At 64.7% G+C, this 16287-nt stretch carries 11 protein-coding genes and 2 pseudogenes; 7 read left to right on the top strand and 6 right to left on the bottom strand.

The window, feature by feature from the left end:
* Window positions 1-62: 62 nt before the first annotated feature.
* From PF66_RS33825 to PF66_RS33810, 5 genes and pseudogenes are all read left to right on the top strand, one after another.
* A pseudogene (locus PF66_RS33825) lies at window positions 63-1166 on the top strand (nitrate- and nitrite sensing domain-containing protein); the annotation flags it as partial.
* Window positions 1158-2024 carry a methyl-accepting chemotaxis protein gene (locus tag PF66_RS33820; RefSeq protein ID WP_425357887.1) on the top strand — a complete coding sequence of 289 codons (867 nt, stop codon included), beginning with the start codon at window positions 1158-1160 and terminating at the stop codon, window positions 2022-2024. The pseudogene PF66_RS33825 and the gene PF66_RS33820, both read left to right, overlap by 9 nt.
* A gap of 162 nt (window positions 2025-2186) precedes the next feature.
* Window positions 2187-4316: a TonB-dependent siderophore receptor gene (locus tag PF66_RS06775; protein WP_054062229.1), complete on the top strand. Its 2130-nt coding sequence runs from the start codon at window positions 2187-2189 to the stop codon at window positions 4314-4316.
* Window positions 4317-4588: 272 nt separating this feature from the next.
* A pseudogene (locus PF66_RS33815) lies at window positions 4589-5353 on the top strand (PAS domain-containing protein); the annotation flags it as partial.
* Window positions 5327-5944, top strand: a complete 618-nt coding sequence (locus PF66_RS33810) for a methyl-accepting chemotaxis protein (protein ID WP_419737573.1) — start codon at window positions 5327-5329, stop codon at window positions 5942-5944. The pseudogene PF66_RS33815 and the gene PF66_RS33810, both read left to right, overlap by 27 nt.
* A 93-nt stretch (window positions 5945-6037) precedes the next feature.
* Here PF66_RS33810 and PF66_RS06765 read toward each other — a convergent pair whose 3' ends face one another.
* Genes PF66_RS06765 through PF66_RS06750 form a run of 4 tightly spaced genes read right to left on the bottom strand, consistent with a single transcriptional unit; the run spans window position 6038 to window position 10648 of the window.
* Window positions 6038-6493, bottom strand: a complete 456-nt coding sequence (locus PF66_RS06765; RefSeq protein ID WP_054060049.1) for a response regulator — start codon at window positions 6491-6493, stop codon at window positions 6038-6040.
* Window positions 6490-8817 (bottom strand): ATP-binding protein, encoded by a 2328-nt coding sequence (locus tag PF66_RS06760; protein ID WP_054062228.1) that lies wholly within the window; start codon window positions 8815-8817, stop codon window positions 6490-6492. The genes PF66_RS06765 and PF66_RS06760 overlap by 4 nt, the downstream gene beginning before the upstream one ends.
* Window positions 8814-9467 (bottom strand): response regulator, encoded by a 654-nt coding sequence (locus PF66_RS06755; RefSeq protein WP_054062227.1) that lies wholly within the window; start codon window positions 9465-9467, stop codon window positions 8814-8816. The genes PF66_RS06760 and PF66_RS06755 overlap by 4 nt, the downstream gene beginning before the upstream one ends.
* Window positions 9464-10648, bottom strand: a complete 1185-nt coding sequence (locus PF66_RS06750) for a sensor histidine kinase (protein WP_054062226.1) — start codon at window positions 10646-10648, stop codon at window positions 9464-9466. Before PF66_RS06750 ends, PF66_RS06755 begins: the two co-directional genes overlap by 4 nt.
* Before the next feature lie 175 nt (window positions 10649-10823).
* Here PF66_RS06750 and PF66_RS06745 point away from each other — a divergent pair, with 175 nt between their 5' ends.
* A complete protein-coding gene (locus PF66_RS06745; RefSeq protein ID WP_054062225.1) occupies window positions 10824-11342 on the top strand; it encodes an SgcJ/EcaC family oxidoreductase in 519 nt (172 codons plus the stop codon).
* Between the two features lie 10 nt (window positions 11343-11352).
* On the opposite strand, the gene PF66_RS06740 is transcribed toward PF66_RS06745, so the two are convergent.
* Window positions 11353-12873, bottom strand: a complete 1521-nt coding sequence (locus tag PF66_RS06740) for an MFS transporter (protein ID WP_054062224.1) — start codon at window positions 12871-12873, stop codon at window positions 11353-11355.
* 170 nt (window positions 12874-13043) lie between these two features.
* The gene (locus PF66_RS06735; protein WP_054062223.1) at window positions 13044-15461 is read right to left on the bottom strand and encodes a glucose/quinate/shikimate family membrane-bound PQQ-dependent dehydrogenase; all 2418 of its coding nucleotides are present in this window, start codon (window positions 15459-15461) and stop codon (window positions 13044-13046) included.
* A gap of 277 nt (window positions 15462-15738) precedes the next feature.
* On the opposite strand from PF66_RS06735, the gene PF66_RS06730 reads away from it, so the two are divergent.
* Window positions 15739-16287: a chalcone isomerase family protein gene (locus tag PF66_RS06730; protein WP_081009802.1), complete on the top strand. Its 549-nt coding sequence runs from the start codon at window positions 15739-15741 to the stop codon at window positions 16285-16287.

The following is a 16287-nucleotide window of genomic DNA, read 5'->3' as shown; positions in this document are numbered from 1 at the left end:
ACAAGAACAAGCAACTTCACAGCGCTAAAACTTTATCGATCCATAAAGAGGCTTGAAGTCACATGTTCAGAAACCTGCCGTTGCGCATGAAATTAATGCTGATCCTGATGTTGCCCTTGTTGGGATTTCTGATGCTGGCGGGGGTTTTCGTTGTCGATAACTACAAGACCCTGAAGGACATGAATGCGACAGTGAGTGCCAGCGCCACCGCACAGAAACTGAGTCGCCTGATCACCACATTGCAGCGGGAGCGCGGTGCCAGCGGAGTTTTCCTGGGCAGTCGCGGTACGGCGATGGGGGATCGCCTGGGGCAGTTGCGCAAGGAATCCGATGACTCGATCGATGTCGTGCGCAGCCTTTGGGCAACTAACGGCGAGAACCTCGCTACGGTTATCGATGCCCTGGACAAGCTGACGCAAGTTCGTCGACAGGTTGATAAGCTGGCAATCACGGCGAATGACTCCGGCCAGCGTTATACCGAGACCATTAAACAGCTGATCGGTTATACGCAATCGCTGGAGGCCCACGTCAATAACGCAACGATTGTCTATGCACTGGGCGCGCTCAATCAGTTCATCGAGATGAAAGAGCGGGCCGGGCGGGAGCGGGTGATCTTGGGCCTGGTGTTCAACCAGGATCATTTCGATGAAGCCCTGCTGTCCAGTTTCAGTCGCAACCTTGGCGAGTTCACCGCGTATTCCGATGCCTTCCGCCGCAAGGCTCCCGAAACCTCGTTGCAGCAGTTCGACCGGGAAATGCAGGCACCGGCGGCGCTCGAAGTCGCCAGGCTGCAACGTCTGGGTTTTGAAGTGCCCATGGGCCAGTCACTGGGGATCAGGCCCCAGGCCTGGTTCGAGACCGCCACGCAGCGCATCGATCTGATGGGACGGGTCGAGGAAGCACTGGGGCAGAGCGTCAGCGCCCTGGCCGCAGAGCGCCGTGACGACGCCAGCCGGGCCCTGTGGCTGACGATCGGCGGTGCCGTCGCGGCCTTGCTGGCCGTTTCGCTGCTCTCCTATCTGATCATCTGTAATATCAATGAAGCCGTGGCCGAGGTGAACCGTGTGCTGGGTGGCCTGGCACAACGTGACCTGACCGCCCGCACCACCTATGACGGCCGGGACGAATTCGGCCAGATCTCGCGCAACCTCAATGGCATGGCTCAGGAGATCCGCGATATCGTGCAGGAAATCGGCAGTGCCACCGCGCAGGTGGCCACGGCTGCCGAAGAGTCCTCGCAAGTCACGGTGCAGACCAGCCAGAGTGTCGAACAACAGCGCCAGGGCACTGAACTGGTCGCCACGGCGATCAACGAAATGAGTGCCACCGTACGCGACGTCGCCCGCAGCACCAGCGATGCGGCGCAGTTGTCGCAACAGGTCAATGCCAGCACCACCCAGGGGCGCGGCGAGATCGAGGGGACCATCGAACTGATTCGTCAGGTCTCGACCCAGGCCGGGCAGACCGCCTCGATCATTGGCGACCTCAAGCACGAAAGCGACGCGATTTCCTCGGTGATCGACGTCATTCGCGACATTGCCGAGCAGACCAACCTGCTGGCGCTGAACGCGGCCATCGAGGCGGCAAGGGCAGGGGACCACGGTCGCGGCTTCGCAGTGGTGGCCTCGGAGGTGCGCACTCTGGCGCAGAAGACCCAGGAGTCCACTGGCAATATCCAGCAGATGATCGTCAACCTGCAGCAGGGTTCGGACCGTGCCAGCAGTTCGATGCAGGAGACGCTGGAGAAGGCCCGTGCGGGGGCCACCCGGATCGAGCGGGCGAGCGAGCTGCTGGGGCAGATCTCCGAAGGAGTCGCCAGCATCAGCGACCGTAATATCCAGATCGCCTCGGCGGCCGAGGAGCAAAGTGCCGTTTCCGAAGACATCAGCCGCAACGTAAACGAGATCAATGACCTGGTGGTACAGGTCAGTGCCGGGGCCGAGCAGACCGCCGTCACCAGCCGTGAACTCGCGCGTCTGGCCGAGCACCAGCAACAACTGGTCAACCGCTTCAAGGTCGCCTGATTCGGCAACCTTCGCGACGACGAGGCGATCGCAGGTGATCGCCTCGCTGCAAAAATATTTAATGAGAATCAGTATCAAAAGCTAATGAGATGGCATACCATGCGCCGGCTTTTTTGGCGCCTATACCCTCTCATTTGGCTCTTTTACTAGGATTCATTGTTAATGCGTCGCACCCTGATTTCGATTTGCGTGCTTCAGGCGTTTGCCTCGTCCGTTTGGGCAGAGCAGAACGCCGCGGAAGAGACCACCCTGGAATTGCAAGCCACCGATGTCGTCGGTACTGCGGACTATGAAACCGCACAGGGGCCGGTCAAGGGCTATCGTGCTACACGCTCAGCCAGTGCGACGCGCACCGATACCGCGATTCACGAGACGCCACAGTCGATCAGCGTGGTGCCCAAGGATGCCGTGGAGGATATCGGCGCGACCCGCCTGCAGGACGCGCTCGACTATGCCGGCGGCGTGGGACGGGCCAACAACTTCGGCGGGCAGGGGCTGACTACCTTTACGGTTCGCGGCTTCACCACGGGGGAGTTCTACCGCAATGGTTTCCCGATCAACCGCGGCTACCCGAACATGCCCGATGCCAACACCATCGAACGCCTGGAAGTGCTGCGCGGGCCGGCCACCACGCTCTACGGCCGCGGTGATCCCGGCGGTACCTTCAACGTGGTGTCCAAGCAGCCGCTGGCCGAGCGCACCGTCACGCTGGGCAGCCAACTGGATGATCAGGGCATGAAGCGCGGGACCCTGGACGCCTCGGGCCCGCTGGATGAGGAAGGGCGCCTGGCCTATCGCCTGAACGTGATCGGCGAGGGCGGAGACACCTTTCGTGATCACGTCGAGACCGAACGCTATGGCGTGACGCCGGTGATCGCCTGGCAGGCCACCGACGATACCAAAATCACCTTCGAGGGTGATTTCATGCGCAACAACCACCCGCTGGATCGCGGTGTGACGCACTATGCCAAGCAGGTTGGCACGGCTTCGCGCGAGACTTTCTTCGGTGAGAAGGACGCGGGCAAGCTGCACAACGACAACAACATGGCGCAGGTGCGCTTCGAGCATCTGCTCAACGAGAACTGGACGTTGGGCGGCGGTTTCCAGTGGCTGGACGGGACCTTGCAGGGCAATGCGGTCGAGGCCAACGGCATCGGCACCGATGGGCGTACCTTGGGCCGCAACTTCAACTACCGCAAGCTGGAGTGGACGGACAAGGACGCCCAGTTGAACCTGACCGGGCATTTCGCCACCTGGGGCCTGGAGCACACCTTGCTGACCGGTGTCGAGTACGAGGACTACGACTACAAGTCGATCATCCGGCGCTCCAGCGGTGCCGTGGGTTCCTATACGGTCGACCTCTTCAACCCGGTGTACGGTCAGGCGCGGCCGGCGCTGACCCGCACGCCGACCCATGACAAGGAAAACCTCAAGACCTACGCGGCCTTCGTGCAGGACCAGGTGGCCTTGACCTCGCGCCTGAAGGTGCTGGCAGGGGCTCGCTTCGAGCGTTTCGAAGATGACTATGAGTCTTTTGTGACGGGCGTGCCGAGCTGGACCAAGAGCGAAAACGGCGTGACCCCGCGTCTTGGGGTGATCTATGACCTGACCGACACGCTGGCGGTGTATGCCGACACTGCGCGTTCCTTCAAACCCAACAGTGGCGCCAGCCGCCAGGGCGGCGGTTTCGACCCGGAGAAGGGGAAATCCTATGAAGTGGGGATCAAGTGGGAAGCGCTCGATCGTCAGTTGAGCGTCGATGCGGCGATCTATCAGATCGACAAGCGCAACGTGCTGACCGCCGATCCGGTTGACCCCATCACCTTCAAGGTCGCAGCAGGTGAGGTCCGCAGCCGCGGTTTCGACCTGAACGTGACCGGCAACCTGACGCCGCAATGGCGGGTGATCGGCGGCTATGCCTATGTCGATGCGGAAGTGACCAAGGACACCACGATTCCCAAGGGAACCCGCTTGATGAACATCCCGCGCAGCAGCTTCAGCCTGCTCAACGTTTATGAGTTCCAGGAGGGTGCGCTCAAGGGGCTGGGCCTGGGTGTCGGGGGCAAATACGTCGCCGAGCGTGCCGGCCAGACTGCCGCGACCGGCTTCTCCATGGGCAGCTACACGGTCGTCGACCTGCTCGGCTTCTATAAGGTCAACGAGAAGGTGCGGCTGAACCTGGATGTGAAGAACCTGCTTGACCGTGACTATGAAGAGGGCGCGTTCGGTAACGTCTATGCCTATCCGGGTGCACCGCGCACCGTTCAGGTTGGCGTTTCCTACACGCTCTAGACCCACTGGCGTTCGCCCGCGGGCTCAAGGGTAAAAGCTTCGCGGGCAAGCCCGGCTCCTACAGGAAGGTGTCGTACACAAGTTCCGTGTATGCCGCGCCCTTGCAGAACCGGGTTTGCCCGCGAATACGCCAACCGCCTCACCCCAGCCCTCCACTCATCCATCTGCGCATCCAGAATCAGGCATACCCTTAATTCTTTCGATGGGCCTTCAGCCATACCCTTATCGGCCGATAATCGGTTAAGGGTGTGCGTCCTTTGCCGAGGTGTGTCATGTTCAATAGAAAACTCAAAGATGAACTGGCGGCCAGGACGGCCGAGATGGAGAACTACAAGGGACTGGTTGCCGCGCTCGACCGCTCCATGGCGGTGGTGGAGTTCAGCCTGGATGGCAAGCTCATCCGCGCCAACGAGAATTTTTCGAAAACCATGGGCTACCGTGCAGACCAACTGCCTGGTAAGTCCCACAAGGACTTCTGTGACCCCGAGCTGGTCCGCAGCCGCGAGTACAGCGAGTTCTGGGCCCAGCTGCACGCCGGGAATTTCGTTTCCGGCACGTTCAAGCGCGTCAACGCCCAGGGCCAGAATGTCTGGCTGGAGGCCAGCTACAACCCGGTGCTGGATGAGCAGGGCCAGGTCTGCAAGGTGGTCAAATACGCCCTCGATGTCACCAGCCAGGTGGTCAGGGAGGCCGACACCGGCGCCAAGCTGGCGGCACTCGACCGGGCGATGGCGGTGATCGAGTTCGACCTGAGTGGCAATATCCTCTGGGCCAATGACAATTTCCTCAGCACCATGGGCTATGCCCTGAGCGACCTCAAGGGCAAGCATCACCGGCTGTTTTGCGAGTCCAGCCTGGTCAACAGCAGCGAGTACAGCGATTTCTGGCGTCGGCTCAACGCCGGCGAGTTCTTCAGTGGCCAGTTCAAGCGCATCGGCAAGCACGGCAAGACCGTCTGGCTCGAAGCCACCTACAACCCGGTCTTCGATGCCGCTGGCAAATTGAGCAAGATCGTCAAGTTCGCCAGCGACATCACCGAGCGTGTCGAGAAATTCGAGGCGGACTCCCTCGGCGCGGCGCGGGCCTACCATATTTCCGCCGAGACCGAGCGCGTCGCGGAACAGGGGGAGCAGGTCATCCAGCAGACGGCCAAGGAGATGCGCCTGATTGCCGACAACATCGGCAATTCGTCGCGCCTGGTCGGGCAACTGGGCGGCCGTTCCGAGGAGATCACGGCCATCGTCAATACCATCCGCGGCATCGCCGAACAGACCAACCTGCTGGCCCTCAACGCCGCCATCGAAGCGGCGCGGGCCGGTGATCAGGGGCGGGGCTTTGCCGTCGTGGCGGACGAGGTGCGACAACTGGCCGGACGCACCAGCCGTTCGACCACCGAGATCGCCGAGGTGATCGGCAAGATCCTCGCCGAAACCCGTGATGCGGTGGCGAGCATGCATGTCACCCAGGAGGGGGCACAACGTGGCGTCACCCTGGCCGACCAGGCCGGCTCGGTGATTCTGCAGATCCGCAGCGGCACCAGCGATGCGGTGGAGGCGGTGAGCATGTTCGCGTCCAAGCTGGAGGAGTCCGACATCATTCCGAAGACGGCGGTTGGCTGGGTGGGATAGGGACCGGTTCGTGAGCGCCTGCCGGCCCATCGACCGGCAAGGCCTCTGGAAGCGGTCACTGAGCCTCGGTACGGACCACGTCTGGCGGTCTGTCTAGAGCGTCCCCGCCTGACGCAGCAGCTCGATCCGTTCGGCGGGCACCAACGTGCGCAGGGTCTTGTACAGCGCACGCGTTTCCAGCAGGTTCCACACCCGCAACATGGTTTCCAGGGCATCCAGGGGCTTGCTGATGAAGTCCTTCGCGCCCAGCGCCAGGGCGCGCAGGCGGGTGTCGCGGGTCGCGTCGGCGGTCAGTACGAGAATCGGCAGGTACTCGCCCGCCGGAATGCGCCGATTCAATTGTTCGAGGATCGCGAAGCCGTCGAACTCCGGCATGTGCAGGTCGAGAATCACCAGGTCCGGCTCGAAGCTGTTGAACAGGTCCAGGGTTCGTAACGGCTGGGTGCTGCTCAGGACGTTGCTCAGCCCCTCGCGCACCAGAAGTTGCTCCATCAGGTCGAGGTTGGGGCGTTGATCGTCGATGATCAGGATACGCAGGTCGTTGTTCACGCGGGCTCCGCAAGGTACTGGTCAAGGTGGGCGAGGAATGTGGGGATGTGGATCGGCTTGCCCAGCACCGCCGTGGCTCCGGCCTCGCACAGCGCCTGGCGGGTGGTCTCGCTGGCGTCTGCGGTCATCAGCAGCACCGGGGTCGAGCGGGTGATAGGCGATTCGCGCAACAGGCGCAGGATGGCCAGCCCCTCCTTGTCCGGCAACGTCGCGTCCAGCAGGATCAGCTGTGGCGCATGCTGCGCGGCGAGGTCAAGCCCCAGTTGTCCCTGCATGCTCGACAGCAGCCTGATACCCGGGCGTCGTTGCAACAGGGTTTCGATCAGCGCCAGGCTCGAAAGATGGTCCTCGATGTACAGCACCTGGCCGCGCCAGGTCGGTGCGCAGGGCGCCGGCGGCTCGACCGGGCGCTCGAGGGCGGCGGTACCGGGCTGCGGGTTCTCCTGCAGGCGCACGAACGGCAGTTCAAGGGTGAATCGGGAGCCCAGGCCGGGCTGGCTGTGCACCGTCAGGCGGCCTTGCATCATTTCCAGCAGGTTCCTGCTCAGCGCCAGGCCCAGGCCGCTGCCTTCGATGTTCGGGTCGATATCCAGGCGCTCGAACGGTTTGAACAGTTGCCCCAGGCGCTCGGCGGCAATGCCCTTGCCGGTGTCGCTGACCGATACCGCGACCCGTGGCTGATCGATCCTGACCTCGATACTGACCTGGCCCCGGGGCCGGTTGTACTTGATGGCGTTGGACAGCAGGTTGAGCAGCACCTGGGTCAGGCGCTGCCGGTCGGCGATGAGGCCGCTGTCCGCCGGTAGCGCGGGCAATGGCAACAGGCGGATGCCGGCACTGGCGGCCATTGGCGAGACCAGTGTCAGGGCCTCCTGCAGGGCCGGTGCCAGGGGTACGGGCTCGAGGTTCAACTGCAGGTGCCCGGCTTCGATCCGGGCGATGTCCAGCACCTCGTTGATCAGCCCCAGCAGGTGCTTGCCTCCGCGCAGAATGTGCCCGACGTTGGCTTCCTGCCCCGGCTGCGCATCCATCTCCAGCAATTGCGCAAAACCGAGGATCGAGTTGAGCGGGGTACGCAGTTCATGGCTCATGCGCGAGAGAAACTCGCTCTTGGCGCGGCTGGCGCGCTCGGCTTCCTCGCGGGCGGTGCGCAGCGCGATTTCGGCCGTGCGGCGGTCGGTGATGTCGCGGGTGATCTTGGAGAAGCCACGCAAGGCGCCGCGGCTGTCGTATTGGGCGGTGATCACCACGCTGGCCCAGAAGCGGCTGCCATTCTTGCGGATACGCCAGGCCTCTTCCATGTAGTGACCATCGCGGGTCGCCTCGCGCAGCGCATGCTCGGGATGTTCCGGGCATTCCTGGGGCAGGTAGAACAGCGAAAAGTGCTGGCCGATGATTTCCTGCTCGGTGTAGCCCTTGATCCGCTCGGCGCCGGCGTTCCAGCTGGTGACGAAACCGCGGGTGTCGAGGGCGAAGATGCCATAGTCCTTCACGCCGTCGATGATCAGCCTCAGCCGTTCCTCGTTGTCGCGCAGGGCCCGCTCGCGCTCGGCCAGCAGCAGCCCGGCTTCCACCAGGCGGGTGCCGAGCTGGCCGATTTCATCGTTTTCCGGCGGTTGCGGCTGCAGTGGCTGGCCGAGTGCCAGGCGCTGCGCATTGCCCTTGACCTGCTGCACCCGGGCGACGATGCCCCTGGACAGGAACAGCACCGCGACGATGGCGCCGAACAGGCCGCAGAAGGCCGCCAGCAGTGTCGACAGCAACAGTCGCTGGCGGGTCGCGACCGCGGCGGCGGTACGCTCGGCCAGCAGGGTGTCCTCCAGGGTGAGGATGGTGCCGATATGTTCGCGCAGCTCGTCGAGAATGTGCTTGTTGCTGATCAGGATCGCCGTGATCGCCGCCGGGTTGGCGCGGTGTCCGGCGAGCATTTCCTCAAGGCCGGCCACCTTGCTGTCGATCAGCGGTTCGATGGCTTCCAGGTGCCGGCGCACCCGTTCATCACGCACGTTCCGGTTCAGCCGTTGCAGGGCGTCGTCGATCAGCGGGCGGGCTTTCAGGTAGCCCGGCAGGAAGTCCTCGCGCCCGGTCAACAGGTAGCCGCGCACGCTGGCGGCCGCCTCGGCGAGCAGGGTATGCACGGTCTGGATATCGCCCTGGACGCGCAGCACCCGGCGTACGTCCTCTTCGGCGTGGGCAGTCTGGCGTTCGGTGATGTAGATCAGCACCAGCGACATCAGCAGGATCACCAGCGGCAGGGAGATCGCCACCAGCGCCTTGCCCCGCAGCGGCAGGTCGATCCAGCGCCGGGCGGAAAGCAGCCTCACGGTTGCGCCACCAGGCCCAGGGCGATGCCGCGAACCGCGGCCTGGGTGCGGTCCGCTGCGCCGAGCTTGCCGATGACCCGTTCGACATGGGCCTTGGCGGTCCCGGTGGTAATGCCCAGCCTTTCGCCGATTTCACGGTTGCTCAGGCCGCCGGCCACCAGCCCGAGCACCTGCCGCTCGCGGGCGGTGAGGTTTTCGCTGGCCGCCGCACCCTGGCCGTGGCGTTCGGTCATGCGCCGCAGCAGACGGGCGCTGACCGCATTGTTCAGCGCCTCCTCGCCGCGCGCGACCCGTTGCAGGGCATCGATCACCTCGTCACGGCGTGCGTCCTTGAGCAGGTAGCCCACGGCGCCGGCCTGCATGGCCGCCTCCAGGTGATCCGGGCTGTCGTCCATGGTGAAGATCACCACTTTCAGCGCCGGCATTTTCTGTTGCAGGATCCGCGCCGCGCCCAGGCCGTTGAGCACCGGCATGCGGATGTCGAGGATGGCGATGTCGGGCTGTAGCCGTTCGCACAGCTCCACGGCCTGCTGGCCGTCGCAGGCCTGGCCGATCACGTCGAATTGCGGATGGCCGGCGAGCAGGGCGACGAAGCCGGTACGGGTGACCTCATGGTCGTCGGCCAGGACCAGGCGCAGGGCGGCTGTCATTGTGCGGTTTCCTCCAGGGTGCAGGGCACGCTGATCGACAGTTGCGTGCCGCGCTGTGCGCTGCTGATGCAGGTGAATGTGCCGCCGAGCAGGCTGGCGCGTTCCTGCATCGTCGCCAGCCCCAGGTGGCGGGCGTCGTGGGCCGCGAGCGCCAGGGCCGGGGTAAAACCTTCGCCATTGTCGGCCACCCGCAACAGAGACTGGCCGTCGCGCACTTCCAGGGCCAGTTGCACCTGGCTGGCCCGGGCATGTTTGAGAATGTTGTTGATGCCTTCCTGGGCGATCCGGAACAGGGCGATCTCCACCGGGCTCGACAGGCGCGCCGGGTCGCGGGCTGTCCACTGCACCTGGATGCCGGCGTCGCGCAGGCGGTCGGCTTCCTTGTCCAGAGCAATGAGCAGGCCGAAATCGTCGAGTACGCTGGGGCGCAGTCCGGCGATCAACTGGCGCCCCTCGACCACGCAATGCTGGGCCAGGTTCAGGATCGCCTGCAGGTCGGCATCCAGCGCCTGCGGCAGTGTCGGGCACCGGCCGGCGAAACCCTGCAGACGTTGATGCAGCCCGGCGAGGGTCTGGGCCAGGCCGTCATGCAGGTCGTAGGCCACGCGCCGGCGTTCGTCTTCCTGGGCGCGGAACAGTCGGCTGACCAGATCCGACAGGGTGCGATCGCGCACGATCAGCGTGCTCAGCAGGCGGTCGTTTTCCAGGTGGGCGGCCAGCAGGGTGGCGAGCAGTTGCAGGGATTCGAGGTCTTCGTTATCGGGCGCGGCGATACCGGTGCTGTTGGCCAGCACCAGGAGGCCGAAGGCCCGGTCGTCGCCTCCGCGCAATGGCACCCGCAGCACCCGGGACAGCAGGGCGCCGGGCTGTTCCTGCCAGCAGGGGCTGCGCAGCGAGGTATCGATCTGCTGCTCCAGGCTGTTCAGGCGCTCCTGGCTGCCCAGGCTCGCGCTGCTGTGGACCCGGCCATCGGCCGCGTGCTCCAGCAGAACCCCGTGATCCATGGCGAGAAACGCGCAGGCGCGGACAAGCACGCGTTCGCGCATGGCCGCCGGGGACAGCCGGGTCAGTTCCTGGCCGGTGTCGACCAGCAGGCGCAGGCGCGCCGCGCGACTTTGTGACTGCCGGTACTGGGTGCGGATGGCGAGGGCGCTGCCCGGATCATGAGGCAGGTTTTGCATGGTCGGGCTCCGACGCTTCGAGAGGCGTGCCCGTACGGGCGAGGGCGCTATTAAACCGTGTAACCGGGCCGTGGGCTATCTGCCGAATGGCATAGGCAAAAGGCTCCGGTTGGCCGATGGCGGCCGGGGCGGCGCCGGGCAAAGTGCAGCCATCGGACATCACTGGAGAGTTGCAATGCACATGAAGACTTCGGCCCTGGTACTGCTGGCAGCCCTCAGCGCCCCGTTTGCCCAGGCTGCGCAAACGGCCCCCTATGTCTACCACGACGTCGCCGCGCAGCCGGCAAACCAGAAGGACCGCGAGATCGCCGGCCTGTTCGATCGCTGGAACGCGGCCCTCAAGAGCGGCAACGCCCAGGCGGTGGTGGACCTCTATGCGCCGGACGCCATGCTGCAGCCGACGGTCTCCAACCAGGTGCGCACCACGCCGGCGCAGATCAAGGACTACTTCGACCACTTCCTGGCGCTCAAGCCGATCGGACAGATCAACTACCGCGACATCCATCGCCTGGGCAACGATGTGGCGATCGACAGCGGCGTCTACACCTTCACCCTGACCGGGACCGATGGTTCGACCCGTCAGGTGCAGGCCCGCTACACCTTCGTCTATGAGCAACTGAACGGTCAGTGGAGGATCCTCAACCATCACTCTTCGGCGATGCCGGAACTGCAGGCCAGGCACGCAGCCAAGTGATCCCGCTGGCCTAGGCCGGGGACATGTCCCTGGGGGCATGGCCGGCAAGCATGAAGAACACCGCGACCGCCAGCAGGCCGATCAGCACGGCCGAAGTGGTCAGCAGCACCGAGTGCGTGGTCGAGAAGGCCGCTTTTGCCGCTTCGATCACCGCACCGGCCTGCTGCGCGTCCAACTGCCGGGCCACGACATGGGCGTCACCGATCGAACGGCTGGCCTGGGTCGCCAGCGGTTGGGCCAGGCTGGCCGGCAGTTCGAGCGTGCGCCCGAACACGCTGGACATGAACACGCCGAAAAAGGTGATGCCCAGCCCACTGCCCAGTTCATAGCCGGTGGCCTCCAGCGATCCCGCCGCACCGCCCTTGCTGGCGTCGACCGAACCCATGATCGCGATGGAAGAGGCGGTCAGCCCGATGCTCAGGGCCAGGCCCAGCATTCCCAGCAGGGCCGGTACCCACAGGCCGGGATGATGGAAGTCGGCGTTGGCCAGCAGCGCCAGCACCAGCGCGGAGAGGGCCAATGACAGGCTCGCCACCAGGCGCAGGCCGAACAGGTGGGTGAGATGGCCCGCGCAGGGGCCGCCGATCGCTGCGGCCGCCATGATCGGGATCATGAAGATCCCGGCCTGCAACGGCGTCTTGTCCAGCACATACTGCAGTTCCTGCGCGAGGGTCAGTTCCACCCCGGCCAGCGCCCCGCAGGCGACCAGGGCCATGATCATGCCCGCCAGGATCGCCGGATGCGAGAACAGCGACAGGTCCAGCATCGGGCTTTCGGCGCGTAGTTGCAGGCGGACGAACAGCGTCAGCAACAGCAGGCCGAAAGCCAGGATCCACAGGGTGAGCACCAGCGGTTGTGTCCCGGCGACCCCGGTCTTGATGCCATACACCAGCGCAATGATGCCGGCGATCAACACCAGCGCCTGGCCAAAGGCCCAACCGCCGGGCGTGGTGATCTCGCGGCGGGGCAACAGCACGAAGGCGGACAGCACCACGACCAGCACCACCGGCACGTTGATCAGGAACACCGAGCCCCACCAGAAGTGCTCCAGCAGCATACCGCCGATCAGCGGCCCGACCGCCGCCCCTGCGGCACCGACGGTACCCCATAGGCCCAAGGCCATCGCTCGCTCCCTTTCATCCTCGAAGGTCCTGCGAATGATGCCCAGCACGCAAGGCATGATCATCGAACCGCCAAGGGCGAGCAGCACGCGGGCGCCAATCAGCATGGCCGGACTCGGGGCAAAGGCCGCCAGCAGGGAAGCGATCCCGAACACCAGCAACCCTGTCAGCAGAATGCGTCGGTTGCCGATCCGGTCGGCCAGGGTGCCCATGGGCACCAGCAGGCCGGCCATCAGCAGCGGATAGATGTCGATGATCCACAGCACTTCGGTGCCGGAGGCGCCCAGTGCCAGGGTCAGTGGCGGAATGGCGATGTGCAGGATCGTCATGTCGATCACCACCGGCAGGAAGGCCAGCATCACGGCAAACAGGATCAGCCAGCGTTTGGCCGAGGAAGGGGAAAGAGGCATGGGCACTCGACGGAATCATTGCGCAAGGTCCTAGTGTGCCTCGCAACGGTCGAGAGGAATGTGAGGGATTGTGAAGCTTTGTGTCCATCTGGACATGGATGCCGAACGGGGCTGGTTCGAGCTGGCCCCGTCAGGCGAATGGAACGCCCACCCGCAGGCGGGCTCCAGGGTCACGGCAAGGCGTACGCCATCACATAATCCCCGCGGTCGGTCGATTGCCGCGCGCCACCGGCGGTGATCACCACGTACTGCTTGCCGGTCTTCGGTGACACGTAGGTCATTGGGCCGCCCTGGCTGCCCACGGGCAGGCGGGATTTCCAGATCTCCTTGCCGTTGCCACTGTCGAAGGCGCGCAGGTAGAAGTCCTGGGTGCCGGCGATGAACACCAGGCCGCCCTGGGTCGACAGGGTGCCGCCGAGGGTCGGCAGGCCGATCGGCAGCGGCAGGTGCATGCGGATGCCCAGGGGGCCGGTGTCTTCGACGGTCCCGACCGGGACCTGCCAGGCGATCTGGCGGGTCTTCATGTCGATGGCGGTCAGGGTACCGTAGGGCGGGGCCTGGCATGGAATGCCGGCGACCGACAGGAAGCGGTTCTTGTTCACCGCATACGGCGTGCCCTTGAGCGGTACCGCGCCCATGCCGGTGTTCAGCGCTTCACCACCGCCTGCGGCGGCACCCTTGTTGGCCGAAGGAATCATCTGGATCCACAGGCCCAGGCGCATGTCGTTGACGAAAATGAAGCCATTGACCGGGTCGGTGGACAGGCTGCCCCAGTTCATGCCGCCCAGGGAACCCGGGAAGCTCAGCGACAGGTCGGTGCCCGGCGCGGTGTAGAGGCCGTCGTAGCGCATCTTCTTGAAGTCGATACGGCACAGCAACTGGTCGAACGGGGTCGCGCCCCACATGTCCGACTCGGTCAGGGTCTGGGCGCCGATCTGCGGCATGCCCACCGATTTCGGCTGGGTCGGCGAGTAGGGCTCGTTGGGGATGTTGGCGGCCTTGACCGGCACTTCCTCGACCTTGGTCAGCGGCTTGCCGGTGGCGCGGTCGAGCACGTAGATCTGCCCGGCCTTGGTGCCGATGACCACGGCCGGCACCTGCTTGCCGTCATCCCGGGTGAAGTCGATCAGGCTCGGCTGCATCGGCAGGTCGAAGTCCCAGAGGTCGTTGTGCACGGTCTGGTAGACCCACTTCTCGGCGCCGGTGCTGGCATCCAGCGCGACGACCGAGGCGCCGTACTTGTGGTTCAGCGCGGTGCGCTCGACGCCATAGATGTCGGTGGACGAGCTGCCCATCGGCAGGAACACGGTGTTCATCGCCGGGTCGTAGGACATCGGCGCCCAGCTGTTGGGGGTGCTGCGCACGTAGGTCTTGCCTTCGGCCGGTGCCTGCCTGTCCTGCGGGTTGCCCGGGTCGAATGCCCAGCGCATGGCGCCGGTGATCACGTCGAAACCACGGATCACGCCACCGGGCATGTCGGTCTGGACGTTGTCGGCGACACGGCCGCCGACCACCACGGTGGTCCCGGCCATCAGCGGCGCGGACGACAGTTGGTAGTAGGAGTCCGGTACATCACCGAGACCGGCTTTCAGGTCGACCTGGCCATGGTTGCCGAAGCCCTCGCAGAAGGCGCCAGTGTCGGCGTCCACCGCGATCAGGCGGGCATCGATGGTGTTGGTCAGCAGGCGACGCTGGCAGTTGGCGCCGGCCGGCACGCTGGCGGCGATCACCGGCACGCTGTTGGGTTGGGACGGCTGGACCAGCGGCTGGGTCGCATCGAAGTAGGCCATGCCGCGGCAACGCTGCCAGACCTTGGTCTGGGCGTTGATCTGGTTCTTCCACAGTTCCTTGCCGGTGTCGGCATCCAGCGCGATCAGGTTGTTGTGCGGGGTGCAGATGAACACCTTGTCGCCGACCTGCAGCGGGGTCAGCTGGTCCTCGGCACCGTTGCCGTCGCTGATGGCCACGTCGCCGGTGTGGTAGGTCCAGGCCACCTTCAGCTGATTGATATTGGCACGGTTGATCTGGTCCAGCGCGGCGAAGCGGCTGCCGCCCTCGGTGTTGCCGTAATGCGCCCAATCCTTCTGCGCCTTGGCCGGATCGACCGGTGTCAGTGCCGGGCCGTTACCGGTGGCCGGCACGGTGGGGTGAGCGACGAACATGTTGCCCACCGCCCAGACCAGAGCGATCGCCAGTACCCCGGCCACGCCGTAGGCGCCGCCTCCGGCTGTGCGGCCGGAGGCCCGCACCAGGGTCGGGTAGACCAGCGCGACCACCAGGCCGATGACACTGAACATGAACAGGCGGGAGAACATTGGCCAGAAGCTGCGATCGGTGTCCACCAGTGCCCAGATCGCGGTGCCGATCAGGAACGCGGCGAACAGCCAGGCGCCACCCGGCTTGCGGCGGGCGATCAGGAGCCCGGCGCTGGCCATGACCAGGCCGCCGATCAGGAAGTATCCGCTACCGCCCAGGGTGACCAGGCGCACGCCGCCAGCGGCCAGGGCAAGGCCGAGCAGGGCGATGACGATGCCCAGACCGGAAAGGATGAATCTGCTGAGGCCGCGGGCCTGAGAAGGTTGTGTCATACAAGAACGTCTCGCTGTGTGAATGCGGGCGACTATACCCTTAGCTTGCTAATTAACTGAATAGTTAATTTGAAATAATGCGACAAAATTTCGCAAGGTTCTGCCTTGACAAACGCAGATTAGCTCTCGTTGGCACGCTGTGCCCGCCACGCCGTCCTGATTTTCGCGGTGTCGAGGGCAGGGCGATCCGAACCTGCCCAGGGCTTCGGAAATCTATACAAAAACTTGTACAAGGATATATGCTTGTACAATATTCTCCGCTTCCGGTGTCCTGGTCATGACATGTAGAACCTCGGCGCTCAGCCTGTTCGTCCTCGGCCTGCTGCTGACGATCACGCCCCCCGCCTGGGCGGATTGGCGCTCCGGGCTGCCGGGAGCGCGGCTGATCGGCACGGGCGAGTTCACCTGGTTCGGCCTGCGCCTGTACAGCGCCCAGGTCTGGAGTGCGGGGCCGGTACAGGGCTGGCAACAGCCGTTCGCCCTGGATCTTATCTACCACCGGTCGTTGTCCCGGGACACGCTGGTACAGGCCAGCCTGGATGAAATCCGCCGACTGGCCGACGGGCCGCTGCCCCCTGCCACCGAGGCGCGTTGGGCGCAGGCAATGCGCGAGGCATTCGTCGATGTCCGCCCGGGCATGCGCATCACCGGGCTGTATCTGCCGGGCCAGGGCTGTCGTTTCTATGTCGACGATCAACTGAGCCGGGAAATCGCCGACCCGGCCTTTGCCCGGTCGTTCTTCGCCATCTGGCTCGACCCGCGCGCCCGTGACCCACAACTGCGCCAGCGCCTGCTCGGCCTGGCGGGGAATTCGTCAGGAGAGTGA

This window comes from Pseudomonas asplenii (assembly GCF_001293465.1).
In the GTDB taxonomy this organism is placed as follows: domain Bacteria; phylum Pseudomonadota; class Gammaproteobacteria; order Pseudomonadales; family Pseudomonadaceae; genus Aquipseudomonas; species Aquipseudomonas fuscovaginae_B.
Note: the sequence above shows the minus strand (reverse complement) of the source record. Positions and strands in the feature narration are given on the sequence as shown.

Excerpts from the sequence above, each read along its gene's own strand:
- PF66_RS33820 (WP_425357887.1), top strand. The coding sequence starts at position 1,158 with ATGGCTCAGGAGATCCGCGATATCGTGCAGGAAATCGGCAGTGCCACC.
- PF66_RS06775 (WP_054062229.1), top strand. The coding sequence starts at position 2,187 with ATGCGTCGCACCCTGATTTCGATTTGCGTGCTTCAGGCGTTTGCCTCG.
- PF66_RS06755 (WP_054062227.1), bottom strand. The coding sequence starts at position 9,467 with ATGACAGCCGCCCTGCGCCTGGTCCTGGCCGACGACCATGAGGTCACC.
- PF66_RS06750 (WP_054062226.1), bottom strand. The coding sequence starts at position 10,648 with ATGCAAAACCTGCCTCATGATCCGGGCAGCGCCCTCGCCATCCGCACC.
- PF66_RS06745 (WP_054062225.1), top strand. The coding sequence starts at position 10,824 with ATGCACATGAAGACTTCGGCCCTGGTACTGCTGGCAGCCCTCAGCGCC.
- PF66_RS06740 (WP_054062224.1), bottom strand. The coding sequence starts at position 12,873 with ATGCCTCTTTCCCCTTCCTCGGCCAAACGCTGGCTGATCCTGTTTGCC.
- PF66_RS06735 (WP_054062223.1), bottom strand. The coding sequence starts at position 15,461 with ATGACACAACCTTCTCAGGCCCGCGGCCTCAGCAGATTCATCCTTTCC.
- PF66_RS06730 (WP_081009802.1), top strand. The coding sequence starts at position 15,739 with ATGACATGTAGAACCTCGGCGCTCAGCCTGTTCGTCCTCGGCCTGCTG.